An 18,087-nucleotide genomic window follows, 5' to 3' on the forward strand; every position below is an offset into this window, starting at 1 on the left:
CTCCATGACCCTCGTGCACTCCGCCCTCGAGCGGACGACCGAGCGCCCGGCCCGGCGGCAGACCCGCCGGGCCGGCGCCCGGAGCCCGTACCCGACGTGGTTCTTCCTGCCGGCCGGCGTGTTCTACCTCGTGCTGTTCGTCGTCCCGACGGGCGCGTCGTTCTGGTTCGCGCTCACGCGGTGGGACCTGTACTCCGCCGAGTTCATCGGGCTGGACAACTTCCAGCAGTTCTTCCGGGAGCCGGCGCTGGTCAAGGGCTTCGTGAACACGTTCGTCTACGCGTTCCTCACCTCCGGCGCCAAGGTGGTGCTCGGCCTCGCGCTGGCCGTCCTGCTGACCTCGCAGATCATCGCCCGCGGCTGGCTGCGGTCCGTGGTGTTCTTCCCCGTCCTGGTGAGCACGATCGGCGTCGGGGTGATGTTCAAGGTGCTGCTCGACCCGTTCGACGGCGCGGTCAACACCGTCCTGTCCTGGGTCGGCGTCGCCGGGCCCGGCTGGCTGACCGACCCGAGCCTGGCGCTGTTCTCCGTCGCCATGGTCGACGTCTGGAAGGGCGTCGGTCTCGCGACCCTCATCTACATCGCCGGCCTGGTGGCGATCCCGCAGGAGTACTACGAGGCGGCCCGGGTGGACGGCGCGAGCGCGTGGCAGAACTTCCGGAGCATCACGCTCCCGCTCGTGCGGCCCGCCACGGTCACCGTGGTGCTGCTGTCGCTGATCGGCGGGCTGCGGTCGTTCGACCTGATCTGGACGATGACGCGCGGCGGGCCGGGCTTCAGCAGCGACGTCATCGGCTCGGTGATCTACAAGCAGTACCAGGCCGGGTTCTACGGGCTGTCGACCGCGGGCAACGTGGTCCTGTTCGTCGTGATCGCGGTGATCATCTTCCCGCTGTCCCGGTGGCTGAACCGCAAGGAGGTGCCGCTGTGAGGCGCCGCGGGGTCGCCCTCGGGTCCGTCGCGATCGTCGCGACCGCCGTCGTGTTCGTCGTGCCGTTCGTGTTCGTCCTGCTCACCGCGTCGAAGACCCAGCAGGACGCGCTCGACCTCGACTTCTCGCTGCCGACCGAGTGGGCGCTGCTGGAGAACGTCCGCACGGTGCTCGCGACCAACGACGGGCAGCTCGTCCGGGCGTTCTGGAACTCGACCGTCCTGACCGTGGCGGCGGTCGCGATCATGACCGTGCTCGCCGCGATGGTCGGCTACGTCGTCCAGCGCCGGCGCAGCCGGTGGAACCCGGTCGTCGACGCCCTCGTCCTGGCCGGGCTGATCATCCCGCCGGCCGTCGTGCCGACCATCTGGGTGCTCCAGGGCGTCGGCCTGTTCAAGACGATGGCCGGCCTCATCGCGGTGCACGTGGCGTTCGGGCTGTCGTTCTGCATCCTGCTGTTCCGCGCCTTCGTCGCGACGATCCCGCGGGAGCTCGACGAGGCGGCGCTGATCGACGGCGCCGGGCCGAGCCGGCTGTTCTTCTCGGTGATCTTCCCGCTGCTGCGCGCCGTCGTCGTGACCGTCGTCGTCGTCCAGGCGGTGACGGTGTTCAACGACTTCACCTACGCGCTGTACTTCCTGCCCGGGGCCGACAACGCCACGGTCCAGCTCACGCTGTACAACTACCAGTCGCAGGGGCTGAACCAGTGGAACCTGCTGTTCGCGGACGTCCTGCTCATCACGATCCCGCCGCTGATCATGTACGCGTTCTTCAACCGGCAGATCGTCGCGGGCATGACCTCGGGCGCGGTCAAGGGCTGACCGGTGCCGAACGGGTCAGGCGGGGACGCTGGAGGACCGGACCACGAGCTCCGGCTGGAACACCTGGTGCTGGGTGCTGGGGACGCCGTCGCCGGAGCGGGCGAGCAGGATCTCGGCGGCCCGGAACCCCAGGTCGTGCGCGGGCTGGCGCACCGAGGTGAGCGGCGTGGCCAGCTCGGCCGCCACCTCGATGTCGTCGTACCCGACGATCGCGATCGAGCCGATCAGGTCGGGCCGGCGCCGGCGGATCTCCCGCTGCACGCCGATCGCGACCAGGTCGTTCACGCAGAACACCGCGGTCGGCGGCTGGTCGCCCTCGAGCAGGGCCGCGAACACGGCGGCCGCTCCCCCGGCGTCCAGGGACGGCAGCGGCACCTCGCGGACGACGGCGTCCGGGTCCAGGCCGCGGCGCTCGACGGCCCGGCGCAGGCCGGTGAGCCGGTCCCGGCACGGGCGGATCGCGTGCGGGCCGTTGAGCATGACGACCGAGCGGTGGCCGAGGTCGAGCAGGTGCTCGCCCGCGAGCGTGCCGCCCGCGACGTCGTCCACCGCGACCGAGGACAGCGCGTCCGTCGGCGACGGGCGGTCGAGCAGGACGGTGTGCACGCCGCGGGACGCGAGGGCCAGCAGCGGGCCGAGGTCGTCGCCGGTCGGCACCACGAGCAGCCCCGAGACGCCGTGCTCCTCGAACAGCCGCAGGTAGCGGGCCTCGCGCTCGGGGTCGTCGTCGGAGCTCGCCAGCATCAGCGTGTGGTCGGCCTCCGCCAGCCGGTCCTCGATGCCGCGCGCGACCTCGGTGAAGAACGGGTTGCGGATGTCCAGCACGATCGCGCCGACGGTGGTGATCGTGCCGGCGCGCAGCTGGCGGGCCGAGGCGTTGGGGACGAAGGCCAGGCGCCGGATCGCGTCGAGCACCCGCTCGCGGGTCGCGGCCGCCACCCGGTCGGGGCGGTTCAGCACGTTCGACACGGTGCCGACGGACACGCCCGCCAGCCGCGCGACGTCACCGATCGAGCTGCGCCGGGTGGCCGAGGTCGACACCGCTCACCTCCGCTCCCGTCCGGTGCCCGCGCGGGTCCGCGAGCCGCGTCCCGTCCGGCGCAGCATAGCCACGCCCGGGGCCTGCATCGATTCACGACCCGCCCCGCCCGGGCACGGGCTTGCTGGCGCGGTCTGCACAATGAAACGATTCATCCAGGTTCGTCGAAGGAGACACCATGTCGTTCACCCCCGAGATCGCCGCCGCGCTCGACCGGCAGGCGATCGAGCTGCCCTCGTGGGCGTTCGGCAACGCCGGCACCCGGTTCAAGGTGTTCACGACCCCCGGCACCCCGCGCACGATCGAGGAGAAGCTCGCCGACGCGGCGCAGGTGCACCGGCTCACCGGACTCGCGCCCTCGGTGGCGCTGCACATCCCGTGGGACCTGGTCGACGACTTCGGCAAGCTCGCCGCGTACGCCGACGACCTCGGCCTGCGGCTCGGGACGGTCAACTCGAACACGTTCCAGGACGACGACTACCGGCTCGGCTCGCTCACGCACGCCGACCCCCGGGTCCGGCAGAAGGCGGTCGACCACCACTTCCGGTGCCTCGACGTCATGCACGCCACCGGGTCGCGGGACCTGAAGATCTGGCTGCCGGACGGCACCAACTACCCCGGCCAGGGCGACATCCGCGACCGGCAGGACCGGCTCGCCGACTCGCTGGCGCAGATCTACGCGCGGCTGTCCGGCGACCAGCGCCTCGTGCTGGAGTACAAGATCTTCGAGCCGTTCTTCTACACGATGGACGTCCCCGACTGGGGCACCGCGTACGCGCACGCGACCGCGCTCGGCGACCGGGCCGTCGTCTGCCTCGACACCGGCCACCACGCGCCGTCGACCAACGTCGAGTTCATCGTCGCCCAGCTGCTGCGGCTGGGCCGGCTCGGGTCGTTCGACTTCAACTCCCGGTTCTACGCCGACGACGACCTCATCGTCGGGGCCGCCGACCCGTTCCAGCTGTTCCGGATCCTCGCCGAGGTCGTGCGCGGCGGCGGGCTGGACGCGGGGTCGGACGTGCAGTTCATGCTCGACCAGTGCCACAACATCGAGGACAAGATCCCGGGGCAGATCCGCTCGGTGCTCAACGTCCAGGAGATGACGGCCCGCGCCCTGCTGATCGACCGCGACGCCCTGGCCGCGGCGCAGCAGGCCGGCGACGTGCTCGGCGCCAACGCGGTCTACATGGACGCGTTCTGGACCGACGTGCGCCCGGCGCTGGCCGACCGGCGGGAGTCCCGCGGGCTGCCGCGCGACCCGCTCGCCGCCTACGCCGCCTCCGGCTACGCCGAGCAGATCGCCGCGGACCGCGTCGGCGGGCAGCAGGCCGGCTGGGGCGCCTGACCCATGCCGCCCTCCCCGTCCCTGGTCGCCGTCGACCTCGGGGCGTCCGGCGGCCGCGTGCTGGCCGGACGGCTCGAGGCGGGGCGGCTCGTCACCCACGAGGCCGGGCGGTTCCCGAACCGGCCGGTGCGCGCCGGCGGCCGGCTGCACTGGGACGTCCTGGCCCTGTGGGCGGGCGTCCAGGACGGCCTGCGCGCCGCCGCGCGCACGTCCGGCCCCGTCGCGTCCGTCGGCATCGACACCTGGGCCGTCGACTACGGGCTGCTCGACGCCGACGGCGACCTGCTCGGCAACCCCGTGCACTACCGCGACGCCCGCACCGCCGGGGCGGCCGACGCGTTCGCCCGGCTGCTCGACCCCGCCGCGCACCACGCGGCCACCGGCAGCCAGGTGCAGCCGTTCAACACCGTGTACCAGCTGCTCGCGGCCGGCGGTACCGCGCCGCTGCGCGCCGCCGACCGGCTGCTGCTCGTGCCCGACCTGCTCGGCCGGTGGCTGTCCGGCGCCGACGTCACCGAGGTCACCAACGCCTCCACGACCGGCATGCTCGACCCGGCCACCCGCCGGTGGAGCCCGGCCGTGCTCGACGCGCTCGCCGCCTCCCCCGCCGGCGACGTGCGGCGGCTGCTGGCCCCGCTCGTCGAGCCCGGCACCGTGCTCGGGCCCGTGCTGCCCGACGTCGCCGCCGACCTCGGCCTGCGCGGCGCCGTGCACGTGGCGGTGGGCTCGCACGACACGGCCTCCGCCGTGGCCGCGGTGCCCCTGGGCGACGCCCCCGCGGCGTGGATCTCCTCGGGCACGTGGTCGCTGGTCGGCGTCGAGCTCGACGCCCCCGTCCTGTCCGAGGCGAGCCGCGCCGCGAACTTCAGCAACGAGCTCGGCGTCGCCGGGACCGTCCGGTACCTGCGGAACGTCGCCGGGCTGTGGCTGCTCCAGGAGTCGCTCCGCGCGTGGGCGGACGCCGGTTCACCCCAGGACCTCGGCGTCCTGCTCGCCGCGGCCGCCGAGGTGCCCGCCCTGCGCACGGTGCTCGACGTCGACGACCCGGCGTTCGCGCCGCCGGGCGACATGCCCGGGCGGATCGCCGCCGCCGCCCGGCGCACCGGGCAGCCGGTGCCGGGGAGCCCGCCCGAGGTCGTGCGCTGCGTCCTCGACTCGCTCGCGCTGGCGTACCGGCGGGCGGTCCGGCAGGCCGGCGCGCTGTCCGGGCACCCGGTCGAGGTCGTGCACGTGGTCGGCGGCGGCGCCCGGAACGCGCTGCTGTGCCGGCTCACCGCCGACGCCACCGGCCTGCCGGTCGTCGCCGGGCCGGTCGAGGCCACCGCGGTCGGCAACCTGCTGACCCAGGCGCTCGCGCTCGGCGAGCTGTCCGGGGGGCTGCCGGCGGCGCGCGCGGTCGTGCGCGCGTCGTCCGAGCTCGTCACGCACCGACCCCGGGGGCCCGAGGGGGCGTGGGCGCGGGCGGAGGAGCGGCTGCGGGGGTGACGGCCTTCGGGCCGACCGCGCACCACGGCGGGACGTTCTCGCTCGGGGTCGCGCCCGGCGGGCAGGGGACGCTGCTGTCCTGGGAGGTCCCGCTCGGCTGAGCGCGTCCTGGGTGCGCCTGCTCGCGCGGCTGCTCGTGCGGGCGCCGAGTCGTCCACAAGTGCGGTGGCCGTGCCTCGTCCCCAGGGCTCGGTCCGGGCGCCGGGGTCGTGTCGGTGGCCGTCGGTAGTGTCGTTCCATGGCATCTGACCTGCAGGAACACCCCGACGGCGACCCGGTCGCCGCCGTGGTGCTGCCCGTCTACGGGGCGGACGGGACGTGCCTGACCGACTTCGGCCCGGACGCGGTCGTGGCGGCCGGCGGTGCGCCGCGCACGGGTGAGCAGCGGCAGATCGAGGCGATCGCGGCGTGCCCGCCCGGGCCCGAGCTGGATGCCTGGTTGCGGGGCCTGGACCCGAGCGTGCTGCCCTCAGGGGTCCTGGTCGAGGTGGTCGCCGCGCAGACCCGGATCGAGTCCTACCAGCACGCCCGGACCCTGGGCATGATCGCCGAGCTCGCCTCCCGGGACGAGATGAGCCCGGAGTGGTCCCCACTGGCCGGTGCGCCCCCGACCCAGGCCTGCGTCGCGGGCGACGAGCTGGCGATGCGGCTGGGCTGGCCCCGGGTGGCGGCGACGAAGACCGTGCATCGAGCGCTGGTGCTCGACGGGATGCTCGGCGCGACCCGCGAGGCGTTGGAGGTCGGGCACCTCGACGCAGCCAAGGCCCAGGTCCTTGCGGCCGGGTTGGCGGACCTGTCGTTCCAGGTCGCCCACGCCGTCGAGGACGCGGTGCTGCCGGACGCCGACCAGTGCTCCGTCGCCGAACTGCGCCAGCGGGTGGCGCGGGAGATCCGGCTGGTCGACCCCGAGGGTGCTGCGAGTCGCCGGGAGCGGGCCCGCTGCACGAGGAGGGTCTCCCACCCCCGCCCCCAGGCGGACGGCATGGCCTCGATGTGGCTGGTGCTGGATGCGGCGGACGCGCTGCGGGTCGACGGGGTCCTTGAGCACGCCGCGAAGACCGCCAAGGCCCTGGGTGACGACCGCACCCTGGACCAGCTGCGCGCCGACGGCCTGCGGGACCTGGTGGTCGGGGACGTCCCGGAGTCGGACGGCCCGGCGTTCGAGGTCCACCTGTCCCCAGGACTGCCGGTGTCTCCGGAGCCGCGACGGTCGTGGAACGGGGCGACCATGACCGACCGGGACGGGGTGATGCTCACCCGAACGGTCGAGCCGAACCCCGTCGCCACCCTGATCCCCGTCGGCGGCACCGCCACGGACCCCGCGCCGCGCGTGGGCCACCCGGCTCCTGCGCGCGGAGCGCCAGGAACACCGACCGGGTCCCCGACACGCACCGAGGTCGAGGCCGGGACCCGGGCCGGGACCGGGGCCGAGGCCTCACACGACATCCACTCCTCGACCGGCACCGGGGCCGAAGACGACGCGAGCGTCTCGACCGGCACCGGGACCGAAGCCGGCACCACCACGGTTGCCGCCGCGCCGAGCCCATCGCGCAGAGCCGACGCACCCGCCCTCGCGACCAGCACCCACGCGCCCGCTGCCGCGACCGCGACCGCGCCCGTGACCGCGCGCCGCGGCTGCACCCGCTGCTCGGGCCGTCCGGGCGCCGAGGTCCGGATCACCATCCCCGCCTCGACCCTGCTCGGCCTGGACGACCAGCCCGCGCACCTCGACGGGCACGGCCCCATCGACGCCGTCCAGGCCCGGGCGCTGGCGATCGGCGGGGTCTGGCAGCGGGTCGTCACCGACCCGCTCACCGACCGGGTCCTGGACGTCGGACGAGAGTGCTACCGACCACCCGCCGCTCTCGCAGAACTCGTCCGCGTCCGGGACAAGACCTGCGCCGCACCCGGCTGCAGGGTCCCGGCCTGCGCGTGCGAGCTCGACCACACCCAGGAGTTCCACCCTCAGCCGGGCGGCCACGCCGACGCGCCCCTGGGTCGCACCGACGCGGACAACCTCGGACCCGTGTGCCACCGGCACCACCGCCTCAAGACCGACGGCGGCTTCCGGCTGCGGCAGATCGAACCCGGGCTCTACGAGTGGCTCACCCCCACCGGCCACCGCTACCTCACCCGTCCCGGCACCGGGCAGACCCACGACGCCACCACCGACCCGCACGACGCACCACCCCCGTTCTGAGGCGAGCGCGTCCGGTGTGAGGCGAGGGCCACCCACCGTGAGGCGACAGCCACGCGCCGTGAGGCGAGGGCCACACACCGTGAGGCGGCAGCCACGCGCCGTGAGGCGAGGGCCACACACCGTGAGGCGAGAGCACAGCCCGTGGGACAAGGGCACCCCGTGGGTTTTGCGCGGGGTGCGGACTCCAGAGGCGGACGCGCCGTTGACGCCGGAGCACCGGCGCACCTAGGTTGTGAATCGATTCATCCCCCACGAGCCGGAGACGACGATGTCCCACCCCGCCGCCGACCTGATCGCGCGCTCGAACCGCCTCGGTGCCGACCCGCGCACCACCAACTACGCCGGCGGCAACACCTCCGCCAAGGGCACCGCCACGGACCCCGCGACGGGCCTGCCGGTCGAGCTGCTCTGGGTCAAGGGCTCCGGCGGCGACCTCGGCACGCTCACCGAGGGCGGGCTCGCAGTGCTGCGGCTGGACCGGCTGCGCGCGCTCGTGGACGTGTACCCCGGGGTGGAGCGCGAGGACGAGATGGTCGCCGCGTTCGACTACTGCCTGCACGGCCGCGGCGGCGCGGCGCCGTCGATCGACACCGCGATGCACGGGCTGGTCGACGCGGCGCACGTGGACCACCTGCACCCGGACGCCGGGATCGCGCTGGCGACGGCGGCGGACGGCGAAGCGCTGACCCGCGAGGCGTTCGGCGACGCGGTCGTGTGGGTGGCGTGGCGCCGCCCCGGGTTCCAGCTGGGCCTGGACATCGCCGCCGTCCGCCGCGCGCACCCCGAGGCGATCGGCTGCGTCCTCGGCGGGCACGGCATCACGGCGTGGGGCGACACCTCCGAGGAGGCCGAGGAGCGGTCGCTGCGGATCATCCGCACCGCGGAGGCGTTCATCGAGGAGCGCACGGCGCGGCTCGGCCGGCACCCCTTCGGGCACACCCGGCCCGGCTTCGGCGCCCTGCCCGAGGACGAGCGGCGCGCCCGGGCCGCTGCGCTCGCGCCCGTCGTCCGCGGGCTGGCGTCGACGGACCGGCCGCAGGTCGGCCACCTCACGGACTCCGAGGTGGTGCTGGACTTCCTGTCCCGCGAGGAGCTGGACCGGCTGGCCGCGCTCGGCACGTCCTGCCCCGACCACTTCCTGCGGACCAAGGTCCGGCCGCTGGTGCTGGACCTGCCGGCCGACGCACCGCTCGAGGACGCGGTCGCCCGGCTGCGCGAGCTGCACGCCGCCTACCGCGAGGACTACCGCGCGTACTACGAGCGGCACGCGACCCCCGACTCCCCCGCGATGCGCGGCGCCGACCCGGCGATCGTGCTCGTCCCGGGCGTGGGGATGTTCTCGTTCGGCGCCGACAAGCAGACGGCGCGGGTCGCCGGCGAGTTCTACGTCAACGCGATCAACGTGATGCGCGGCGCCGAGGCGATCAGCACCTACGCCCCGATCCCCGAGTCGGAGAAGTTCCGGATCGAGTACTGGGCGCTGGAGGAGGCCAAGCTCGCGCGGCGCCCCGCGCCGAAGCCGCTCGCCACCCGGGTCGCGCTCGTCACGGGCGCCGGGTCGGGGATCGGACGGGCCATCGCGGAACGGCTGGCGGCGGAGGGCGCCTGCGTCGTGGTCGCCGACGTCAACCTGGAGGATGCGCAGCAGGTCGCCGACGCGCTCGGCGGCCCGGACGTCGCCGTCGCGGTGCGCGCGGACGTCACCGACGAGGACGCCGTCGCCGGGCTGGTCCGCGAGGCGGTGCTGGCCTTCGGCGGCGTCGACCTGGTGGTGAACAACGCCGGGCTGTCGATCTCGAAGCCGCTGCTCGAGACCACCGCCCGCGACTGGGACCTGCAGCACGACGTGATGGCGCGCGGGTCCTTCCTCGTGTCCCGCGAGGCGGCGCGGGCGATGATCGCGCAGGGCATGGGCGGCGACATCGTGTACATCGCGTCGAAGAACTCGCTGTTCGCCGGCCCGAACAACGTCGCGTACTCCGCGACCAAGGCCGACCAGGCGCACCAGGTCCGGCTGCTCGCGGCCGAGCTCGGGGCGCACGGCATCCGGGTCAACGGGGTCAACCCCGACGGCGTGGTGCGGGGCTCGGGCATCTTCGCCGGCGGCTGGGGCGCGCAGCGGGCCGCCACCTACGGCGTGCCCGAGGAGGAGCTCGGCGCCTACTACGCGCAGCGCACGCTGCTGAAGCGGGAGGTGCTGCCCGAGCACGTCGCGGCCGCGGTGTTCGCGCTGACCGGTCCGGACCTGGTGCAGACGACCGGCCTGCACGTGCCCGTCGACTCCGGCGTCGCCGCCGCGTTCCTGCGCTGAGCCGCCGGCCGAGGGAGGATCTGCGACATGACCGAGCGCCAGCTGCCGAAGTGGTCCGAGCTCCAGCCGCTGCTGCGGCCCAAGCCGATCCGCCTGGACCCGACGCGCCGCCGCCTGGAGGACGCGCTGACGATCGCGGACCTGCGGACCGTCGCCCGCCGCCGCACGCCGCGGTCGGTGTTCGACTACACCGACGGCGCCGCCGAGGCCGAGATCAGCCTGCGCCGCGCGCGCCGCCTGTTCCGGGACCTGGAGCTGCGGCCGTCGATCCTGCAGGACGTGTCCGAGGTCGACACGACGACCGACATGCTCGGAAAGCCCGCCGCGGTGCCGTTCTCCTTCGCGCCCACCGGGTTCACGCGGATGATGCACCACGAGGGCGAGCGGGCCGTGGCGCGGGTCGCCCAGCGCCGGGGCATCCCCTACGCGCTGTCGACGATGGGCACGACGTCGATCGAGGACGTCGCCGCCGCGGCGCCCGAGGCGCGCAAGTGGTTCCAGCTCTACGTGTGGAAGGACCGCTCGGCCGGCGAGGACCTGATGGCCCGGGCGAAGGCGTCGGGGTTCGAGGCGCTGCAGCTCACGGTCGACGTCCCCGTCGCAGGGGCGCGGCTGCGGGACACCCGCAACGGCTTCTCGATCCCGCCGGCCCTCTCGGTGCGGACGGTGCTGGACGCGGGCATGCACCCGGCCTGGTGGCTCAACCTGCTGACCACCCGGCCGCTGGAGTTCGCCTCGCTGCAGTCCTGGGGCGGCACGGTCGCCGACCTGCTGGACAAGCTGTTCGACCCGACGATGACGATCGCCGACCTCGAGTGGCTGCGCGCGTCCTGGGACGGGCCGCTCGTCATCAAGGGCATCCAGACCGTCGAGGACGCCCGTCGGGTGGTCGACGCCGGGGCGGACGCGATCGTGCTGTCCAACCACGGCGGGCGTCAGCTCGACCGCGCACCGGTGCCGCTGCGGCTGCTGCCGGACGTCAAGGAGGCGGTCGGCGACCGGGCCGAGGTGTGGCTGGACACCGGCATCCTGTCGGGTGCCGACGTCGTGGCCGCGCTCGCACTCGGGGCCGACGCGACGATGGTCGGGCGGGCGTACCTGTACGGGCTGATGGCCGGCGGCGAGCGCGGCGTCGACCGGGCGGCGGAGATCCTGACCCGCGAGGTGCGGCGCACGATGGCGCTGCTCGGCGTGCGGAGCGTGCGCGAGCTCGGGCTGCAGCACGTGCGGCTGCCGTAGGCGTCGCGCTGGGCCGGGCGGGTGAGGCCGCCCCAGTTCACCCGCGAACGAGGACAAACCCGGGCAAAGACCGCCCTACGGTCGGCACATGGACATCCGGCTCGTGCCGCTGGCCGACCTCACCGCCGACGACGCCCGCGCGTGGCAGCGGCTCGCCGCGGACGCGCTCGCGCCGAACATGTGCCTCGACCCGCGGTTCCTGCTGACCGCCCGCGCACGGCCGGACGCGCACGAGGTGCGGGTGCTCAGCGCGCGCGAGGGCGGCGAGTGGCTGGGCGCCCTGGCCGTCACCACCAAGCGGGTCGCCCCGCGGCTGCCGGTGCGCGCGCTGACCACGGGCGGGGAGTTCATGACCTCGCAGTGCGACCGGCACCACCCGCTGCTGCGCACCGGCCGCGCGCCCGAGGCCCTGGACGCCCTGCTGCGCGGCGCGCCGGACGTCGGGCTGCCCGGGCTCGCGCTGCTGCGCCGGTTCCCCGCGGAGGGCCCGCTCGCCGAGGTGCTCGACGGCGTGGCGACCCGACGCCGGATGCGGGTGCACGAGCGCAGCCGGGACGTCGGCGCCTGGGCGCCCCGGGAGGCGTTCGACGTGCTGCCCGTGCCGGATCCCGTCGACGGGGTCGTCGTGGACCCGCCGCTGTCGACCGCGCACCTGCGCACCGACGACGCCCGGAACGTCCGGCGCGTCGCACGCGGGCTCGCCCGGGAGCTCGGCGGGCCGCTGGAGCTGCGCGACGAGTCGGACGACCCCGCCGCCGTCGACCGGTTCGTCACGCTGCAGGCCGCGGGCTGGAAGGGCGACCCGGCGCGCGGCGGCGCGGCGCTCGGCCTGGACCCCGCGGACGAACGCTGGTTCCGGGAGATGGTGGACGCGTTCCGCCGGGACGGGGACCTCGACGCGCTCCGGCTCACCGCGGGCGGCGAGACGATCTGGGCCGGGTTCCACGTCCGGTCGGGCGGCGCGTGGTTCGGGCTGCTCGACGCGTACGACGAGCGGTTCCGCCGGTTCAGCCCCGGGTCCGTGGGCCGGCTCGCCGCGCTGACCTACCTGCTCGGCACGACGGACGCGCCGTTCGTCGACCCCGGGTTCGGCTCGCACTACGCCGTCGGCGCGCGGCTCTGGCCCGCGGCGCGCCCGCAGGTCGACCTGCTCGTGGCGGCCCGCGGCCCGGCGGCGCACGCGGTGCTGCGCGCGGTCCCGCTGGCCCGGCGGCTGGGGGTCGCGGCCTGAGGGGCGCCGCGTCGGGGCATGCTGGGGGGCACCCGCCCGACCACCGGAAGGACCCACCCGTGAGCGTCGTCGTCGAGACCGCCCGCCCCGACGAGGCCGCCGCGTGCGCGCGCCTGCTCGCCGACGCGCTCGGCGACGACCCGGTGATCCGGGCGATGGTCCCCGGAGACCGGGACCGCACCGCCCGGCTGGTCGCGATGCACGTCGCGCAGCTGCGGTCCGGCCCGCTGCCGGGCGGCTCGGTCGACGTGGCGCGCGCCGAGCCGGGCGGTCCGGTGCTCGGGGTCGCGGTGTGGCACGGCCCGGGCCCGGGCGCCCCGGCCCGCGAGCGCCTGCGGCAGCTGCCGGCCGTCGTGCGGGCGATCGGGCTGCGGCACCTGCCCACCGCCGCGGCGCAGATGGCCCGGTACGAGCGGCACCGGCCCCGGCGGCCGCACTGGTACCTGGAGGAGATCGCCGTGGGGCCGGACGCGCGCGGGCTCGGGGTCGGCTCGGCGCTGCTCCGGCACGGGCTGGCGCGGGTCGACGCCGCGGGCCTGCCGGCGTACCTGGAGGCGACGACCGACGCGAGCCGCCGGCTCTACGAGCGGTTCGGGTTCGTGGCGACGGGCCCGGTCCCGGTGCGGGGACCGCGGCCGTGGGCCATGCTCCGCGAGCCCGCGACGGCCTGAGGCGCAGGCGCGGGCGTCAGCTCTGGTGGGCGCCCCAGCCGTGCCAGCGCTCGACCTCGACGACCGCCGAGAACCGCGGGTTCTCCCGGTCCGGGTACGGGTGCCCGGTGTAGTGCTCGGAGAGCGCGTCGATGCCCGACCGGTCGGCGTCCTCGGTGATCTCGACGACCCGCCCGATGAGGGTGACGTGCGTGTACCAGTCGTGCGAGTCCAGGACGGTGAGCGTCACCCGCGGGTCCCGGCGCAGGTGCGCCAGCCGGACGCGCGTGCCGTCGAGGTTGAGCAGCACCCGGCCGTCCTCGCGCCACAGGTACCAGGTCGCGGCGGACACCGGCGTGCCGTCCGAGCGCAGCGTCGCCATGACGGCGGGGTTCGGGCGGCGGAGCATCTCGACGGCGTCGGACGGCAGCGGGGGCGTGGCCACGGGTGGACCTCCTGGGAGCGCGGGTGGGGCGGGCCCAGTGTCGCCCACCCCGCGGCCGGGCGCGCGACCCACCCACCGCGGGTCGCGCACCCGCGGCGCGGGTCTGGGACGATCGGGGCCAGACCGACGGCGACGGGCCCACCGCACGCTCCCGCGGCACGCCACGAAGGGACCCCCATGACGCAGCCGGCAGCCACCCCGGCCCCGACGCCGGCCCCGGACCCGGGTCGCGGGACGGACCCCGGCGCCGCGCCCGCGCCGCCCGGCGCACCCGGCGCACCCGGCGCCGAGCCCGTCGCACCCGGCGCCGAGCCCACCGCGGTCCGCCGCCGGCACCGGCCCCGGCCGCCGAGCCCCGCGGGCGTCGTGGGCGGCACCCTGTTCGCGATGCTGGCCATGACCCCGTCGCTGCTCCCCCGCGACTGGCTGTTCCAGGCCCTGGTGTCCGGCATCTCGGCGGCGCTGGGGTACGGGCTCGGCGTCGCGCTCGCCTGGACGCTGCGGCACGTGCCCGCCTGGCGACGCCTGATGGCGGCCGCCCGCCACCGGGTGCCGCCGCGGGTGCGGACCGCGGTGCGGCCGTGGCTCGCCCCGGCCCTGGCCGTCGCCGTCGTGGGCGGGCTCCTCCTGGCGCTGGTCAACGGCGCGCGCTGGCAGCGGGAGATGACCGCGGCGATCGGCATGCCCGGGCCGAGCACCGGCGACTGGCTCCGCGCCGGGCCGCTGCTGGTGCTGGTGGCGGCGGCGTTCGTGCTGCTCGCCCGCGGGCTGCGCTGGGTGGGCCTGCGGCTCGAGCGCGGCCTGCGGCGCTGGTTGCGGTTCCCGCGGCTGCTCGCCGGCGCGGTGGCCGTCGTGCTGGTGGCGGTGCTGACCGTCGTGCTGGTCAACGACGTGCTGCTGGGCCGGGCACTGTCCGCGGCGGACGGCGCGTTCGCGCTGGCGAACACCCGGGACCACCCGGGCGTCACGCAGCCGGAGGCGGCGGAGCGGTCCGGGTCCCCGGAGTCGCTGGTGCCGTGGGACACCCTCGGCCGGGAGGGTCGCCGGTTCGTGGCCGAGGGCCCCACCGCCGACGAGCTGGCGGCCGCCTCGCCCGACGGCTCGACCACCACGCCGGTCCGGGTCTACGCGGGCCTGGACAGCGCCGACAGCGCCGAGGGACGCGCCGCCCTGGCGGTCGACGACCTCGAGCGCGCCGGGGCGTTCGACCGCGCGGTCCTCCTGGTCGTCACCACCACCGGCAGCGGCTGGGTCAACGACGCCGCGGTCTCCGCGCTGGAGCTGATGCACGGCGGCGACACCGCCACCGTCGCCACGCAGTACTCCTACCTGCCGAGCTGGCTGTCGTTCCTGGTCGACCGGTCCCGCGCCGCCGACGAGGCCCGGGCGCTCGCCGCCGCCGTCGAGGCCCGCGTGGCCGAGCTGCCCGCCGACGACCGCCCTGAGCTGCTGGCCTACGGGGAGAGCCTCGGCTCGTTCGGCTCGGAGAGCGCCTACGACTCGCTCGCCGACATCCGCGCCCGCACCGACGGCGTGCTCTGGGTCGGCCCGCCGAACTCCAACCCCGTCTGGCACGCGCTCATGGAGCGGCGCGACCCCGGCACCACGTCCGCGGCCCCGGTGTACGCGAGCGGCCTGCTCGTGCGGTTCGCCGGCGACACCGCGCAGATGGCCACCCCGCCGACCGCCTGGGAGGACCCGCGGGTGCTGTACCTGCAGCACGCGTCCGACCCGATCGTCTGGTGGGGCCCGGACCTGCTGCTCAGCCGCCCGGACTGGCTCGCCGAGCCGCACACCGGCGAGGGCGGCCTGACGATGACCTGGTACCCGCTGGTGACGTTCTGGCAGCTGACATTCGACCTGGTGAACTCCAAGTCGGTGCCGGACGGGCACGGGCACAACTACGACGCGCTCACGCTCGACGGCTGGGTGGCCGTCGCGGCGCCGGACGGGTGGACCGACGCGGACACCGCGCGGGTGCGGGCGGTGCTGGAGCAGCGCGCGGGCTGAGGCGGATCGACCGCGGCGGATGAGGCGGCGGGCGCGGGACCCGGAGGAGCGTGGGACGCGACCCGACCACCGCTCCCGGAGGGACCCACCATGCCCGGCCACCGCACGCACCCGACCCGGTTCTCCCCCGAGGCCGACCGCGACGAGGTCATCCGCAGCACGCTCGGTCGCGCGGTGCACGGCGCCGCCGACGTCGGCGAGGTGCTGGCCGCGGTCGCGGACGTGCACGCCAAGGACCACGACGCGTGGTTCGCGGCGTGGCGGGACCTCGGCGAGCGCGTGGCCGCGCAGGGCGACGCGTCCGCCGCGGAGGGGCACCGGGTCAGCGCGGCCTCGGCCTACCTGCGCGCGTCGGCCTACCTCGCGGTCGCGGTCAACGCCGTGGCCGCGCTCGAGTCGGAGGACGACCTGCTGCCGACGTTCCGCGCGCACCGCCGCGCCTGGGACGCCTGGGTCGACCACGCCGACCTCGACGTCGTGCGGGTGTACGTCCCCTACGAGGTCGACGCGCTGCCCGGCTACCTGTTCCGCGCCCCCGGCGACGGCCCGCGCCCGACCGTCGTGGCCGTCAACGGCAGCGACGGCTCGCTGACGTCGCTGTGGGTCGAGTGCGTCGCCGGGGCGCTCGCCCGCGGCTACCACGCGCTGGTGTTCGACGGCCCCGGGCAGCAGTCGCTGCTGTTCGAGCGCGGCGTGCCGTTCCGCCCGGACTGGGAGAAGGTGCTGACGCCGGTGCTGGACGCCGTCGTCGCGCGCCCCGAGGTCGACGGCGACCGGGTGGCCGTCTACGGCGTGAGCCAGGCCGGGTACTGGGTCGCGCGGGCGCTCGCGTTCGAGCACCGGCCGGTCGCCGCGGTGCTCGACCCCGGGGTGGTGTCCGTCGCCGCGTCCTGGGAGCACGAGGTGCCCGGCAGCCTGCTCAAGCTGCTCGACAAGGGTGAGGACCACGCGTTCGACCGGGACATGGAGCTCGGCATGAAGCTGTCCCGGACGACCGCCCGGACGTGGCGGTTCCGCGCCCGGCCCTACGGCGCGGACGGCTACGCGGCGACGCTGCGGGAGGTCCGCCGGTACGACGTCGCGGACGTGGCCGACCGCATCACGACGCCCCTGCTCATCACCGACCCCGAGGGCGAGCCGTTCTGGCCCGGGCAGTCGCAGCGGCTCGCGGCGCTGACCCCGTCGGTGTCGACGCTGGCGCCGTTCACCGCCGCCGAGGGCGCGGACGGCCACTGCCAGCCGCTGGCCCGTGCGCTGACCGACCAGCGGGTGTTCGACTGGCTGGACGGCTACCTGCGGGGCTGACCCGCGGTCGCCCGGCGCCGGGTGCGGGTGCGGGTGCGGGCCTCGCCCGCGCGGGCGAGGCTGGCCGCATGGGTGCGCGGGTGCGGGTGGTCGTCGTCGGTCAGGTGGGCCGGGACCTCGTGGTCACCGTCGACGGCGTGCCGGACGCCGGCGGCTCGGCGGACGTGCGCGGGCGGTCGGAGCTGCTCGGCGGCAAGGGCGCGAACCAGGCGCGGGCGTGCGCGCAGCTCGGGGCCGACGCGGAGCTGGTCGGGGTCGTCGGCGACGACGAGGCCGGGCGGGCGGTGCTCAGCGAGGCGCGGGCGGCGGCGCTCGGCGTCGACGGGGTGGTCGTCCGGCGCGGGGCGCGCACCGCGCTGCTCGTCGACGTGGTCGGCCCGCCGGGCGAGCGGCGGCTCCTCGAGCACGTCGAGCCGGCCGTGCTGCTGACCGCGGCCGACGTCGCCGCGTCCACCGAGCGGCTCCGCGGCGCCGACGCCGTCCTGCTCCAGCTCCAGCAGCCGCCGGCAGCGATCCGGGCGGCGCTCCGCGCGATCGCTGCCCCACCGACGTCGAGGGGTTCCGGCGAGGTCGAGGGGTCCCGCGGGCCGCACGCCGGGAAGCCCTCGACCTCGGCGGGCAATGCCGCGCCGCTCGTGGTGGCCGACGGGGCCACCGGGGACCGGGCGCTCCTCGGGGACCTGCTCGCCGCCGGCGCCGTGCTGCGGGCCGACGCCGCGGAGGCCGCGTCGCTCGCCGGGCGGTCGATCCGCGGGGCCGAGGACGCGGTCGCCGCCGCCACCGACCTCGTCGCCCGCGGCGCCCGCGCGGTCCGGCTGGCGGCCGGGGCGGACGGGGACGTGGTGGCCTGGCCGGGCGGGCACGTGGTCACCCCGCTGCTGGGCGGCGAGACCGTCGACCCGACCGGCGCCGGCGACGCGTCGACCGCCGCGCTCGCCGTCGCCCTGGCCTCCGGGCACGACCCGGCGGAGGCGGCGTGGTGGGCCGCGGTCGCGGCGCGCCGCACGGTGGGGCACCCCGGCGGCCGGCCGGAGCTGGACGCGGCGGCGGTCGCCGCCGAGGCCGCCGCGGCCCG

14 protein-coding genes are annotated in these 18,087 nt (G+C 76.0%); 12 read left to right on the forward strand and 2 right to left on the reverse strand.

Annotation, left to right across the window (positions count from 1 at the left end; translation table 11 throughout):
* Positions 1-4 precede the first annotated feature (4 nt).
* The gene (locus J5O08_RS09470) at positions 5-931 is read left to right on the forward strand and encodes a carbohydrate ABC transporter permease (protein WP_218706618.1); all 927 of its coding nucleotides are present in this window, start codon (positions 5-7) and stop codon (positions 929-931) included.
* A complete protein-coding gene (locus J5O08_RS09475) occupies positions 928-1,752 on the forward strand; it encodes a carbohydrate ABC transporter permease (RefSeq protein ID WP_218706619.1) in 825 nt (274 codons plus the stop codon). The genes J5O08_RS09470 and J5O08_RS09475 overlap by 4 nt, the downstream gene beginning before the upstream one ends.
* 15 nt (positions 1,753-1,767) lie before the next feature.
* Here J5O08_RS09475 and J5O08_RS09480 read toward each other — a convergent pair whose 3' ends face one another.
* Complete coding sequence (locus tag J5O08_RS09480) at positions 1,768-2,793, reverse strand: LacI family DNA-binding transcriptional regulator (RefSeq protein ID WP_218706620.1); 1,026 nt, start codon at positions 2,791-2,793, stop codon at positions 1,768-1,770.
* Between the two features lie 176 nt (positions 2,794-2,969).
* On the opposite strand from J5O08_RS09480, the gene rhaI reads away from it, so the two are divergent.
* From rhaI to J5O08_RS21610, 7 genes are all read left to right on the forward strand, one after another.
* Positions 2,970-4,136 carry an L-rhamnose isomerase gene (gene rhaI, locus J5O08_RS09485; RefSeq protein WP_218706621.1) on the forward strand — a complete coding sequence of 389 codons (1,167 nt, stop codon included), beginning with the start codon at positions 2,970-2,972 and terminating at the stop codon, positions 4,134-4,136.
* Positions 4,137-4,139: 3 nt separating this feature from the next.
* Complete coding sequence (locus J5O08_RS09490; RefSeq protein WP_218706622.1) at positions 4,140-5,621, forward strand: rhamnulokinase family protein; 1,482 nt, start codon at positions 4,140-4,142, stop codon at positions 5,619-5,621.
* A 238-nt stretch (positions 5,622-5,859) separates the two neighbouring features.
* Positions 5,860-7,821 carry an HNH endonuclease signature motif containing protein gene (locus J5O08_RS09495; protein ID WP_218706623.1) on the forward strand — a complete coding sequence of 654 codons (1,962 nt, stop codon included), beginning with the start codon at positions 5,860-5,862 and terminating at the stop codon, positions 7,819-7,821.
* Positions 7,822-8,089: 268 nt separating this feature from the next.
* Complete coding sequence (locus J5O08_RS09500) at positions 8,090-10,132, forward strand: bifunctional aldolase/short-chain dehydrogenase (RefSeq protein WP_218706624.1); 2,043 nt, start codon at positions 8,090-8,092, stop codon at positions 10,130-10,132.
* Positions 10,133-10,159: 27 nt separating this feature from the next.
* Complete coding sequence (locus J5O08_RS09505; protein WP_218706625.1) at positions 10,160-11,371, forward strand: alpha-hydroxy acid oxidase; 1,212 nt, start codon at positions 10,160-10,162, stop codon at positions 11,369-11,371.
* 88 nt (positions 11,372-11,459) lie between these two features.
* On the forward strand, positions 11,460-12,602 hold the full coding sequence (locus J5O08_RS09510; RefSeq protein ID WP_218706626.1) for a GNAT family N-acetyltransferase: 1,143 nt from the start codon (positions 11,460-11,462) through the stop codon (positions 12,600-12,602).
* Positions 12,603-12,661: 59 nt separating this feature from the next.
* Positions 12,662-13,273: an N-acetyltransferase gene (locus J5O08_RS21610; protein ID WP_218706628.1), complete on the forward strand. Its 612-nt coding sequence runs from the start codon at positions 12,662-12,664 to the stop codon at positions 13,271-13,273.
* Between the two features lie 16 nt (positions 13,274-13,289).
* Here J5O08_RS21610 and J5O08_RS09520 read toward each other — a convergent pair whose 3' ends face one another.
* Entirely contained in the window at positions 13,290-13,697 is a 408-nt protein-coding gene (locus J5O08_RS09520; RefSeq protein WP_218706630.1) for a PPOX class F420-dependent oxidoreductase, read from the reverse strand.
* Between the two features lie 177 nt (positions 13,698-13,874).
* Here J5O08_RS09520 and J5O08_RS09525 point away from each other — a divergent pair, with 177 nt between their 5' ends.
* The 3 genes from J5O08_RS09525 to J5O08_RS09535 form a co-directional block, all read left to right on the forward strand.
* A complete protein-coding gene (locus J5O08_RS09525) occupies positions 13,875-15,707 on the forward strand; it encodes an alpha/beta-hydrolase family protein (RefSeq protein WP_218706631.1) in 1,833 nt (610 codons plus the stop codon).
* 90 nt (positions 15,708-15,797) lie between these two features.
* Positions 15,798-17,012 carry a S9 family peptidase gene (locus J5O08_RS09530; RefSeq protein ID WP_218706632.1) on the forward strand — a complete coding sequence of 405 codons (1,215 nt, stop codon included), beginning with the start codon at positions 15,798-15,800 and terminating at the stop codon, positions 17,010-17,012.
* Positions 17,013-17,080: 68 nt separating this feature from the next.
* Positions 17,081-18,087 (forward strand): PfkB family carbohydrate kinase (locus J5O08_RS09535; RefSeq protein ID WP_218706633.1); only part of this gene is annotated, 1,007 nt, incomplete at its 3' end.

This window comes from Cellulomonas sp. PS-H5, from assembly GCF_019265565.1.
GTDB lineage: Bacteria > Actinomycetota > Actinomycetes > Actinomycetales > Cellulomonadaceae > Cellulomonas.

Bases quoted from the DNA above. Each gene is read 5' to 3' on its own strand.
- J5O08_RS09470 (WP_218706618.1), top strand. From the start codon at position 5: ATGACCCTCGTGCACTCCGCCCTCGAGCGGACGACCGAGCGCCCGGCC.
- rhaI (WP_218706621.1), top strand. From the start codon at position 2,970: ATGTCGTTCACCCCCGAGATCGCCGCCGCGCTCGACCGGCAGGCGATC.
- J5O08_RS09490 (WP_218706622.1), top strand. From the start codon at position 4,140: ATGCCGCCCTCCCCGTCCCTGGTCGCCGTCGACCTCGGGGCGTCCGGC.
- J5O08_RS09495 (WP_218706623.1), top strand. From the start codon at position 5,860: ATGGCATCTGACCTGCAGGAACACCCCGACGGCGACCCGGTCGCCGCC.
- J5O08_RS09500 (WP_218706624.1), top strand. From the start codon at position 8,090: ATGTCCCACCCCGCCGCCGACCTGATCGCGCGCTCGAACCGCCTCGGT.
- J5O08_RS09505 (WP_218706625.1), top strand. From the start codon at position 10,160: ATGACCGAGCGCCAGCTGCCGAAGTGGTCCGAGCTCCAGCCGCTGCTG.
- J5O08_RS09510 (WP_218706626.1), top strand. From the start codon at position 11,460: ATGGACATCCGGCTCGTGCCGCTGGCCGACCTCACCGCCGACGACGCC.
- J5O08_RS09525 (WP_218706631.1), top strand. From the start codon at position 13,875: ATGACGCAGCCGGCAGCCACCCCGGCCCCGACGCCGGCCCCGGACCCG.
- J5O08_RS09530 (WP_218706632.1), top strand. From the start codon at position 15,798: ATGCCCGGCCACCGCACGCACCCGACCCGGTTCTCCCCCGAGGCCGAC.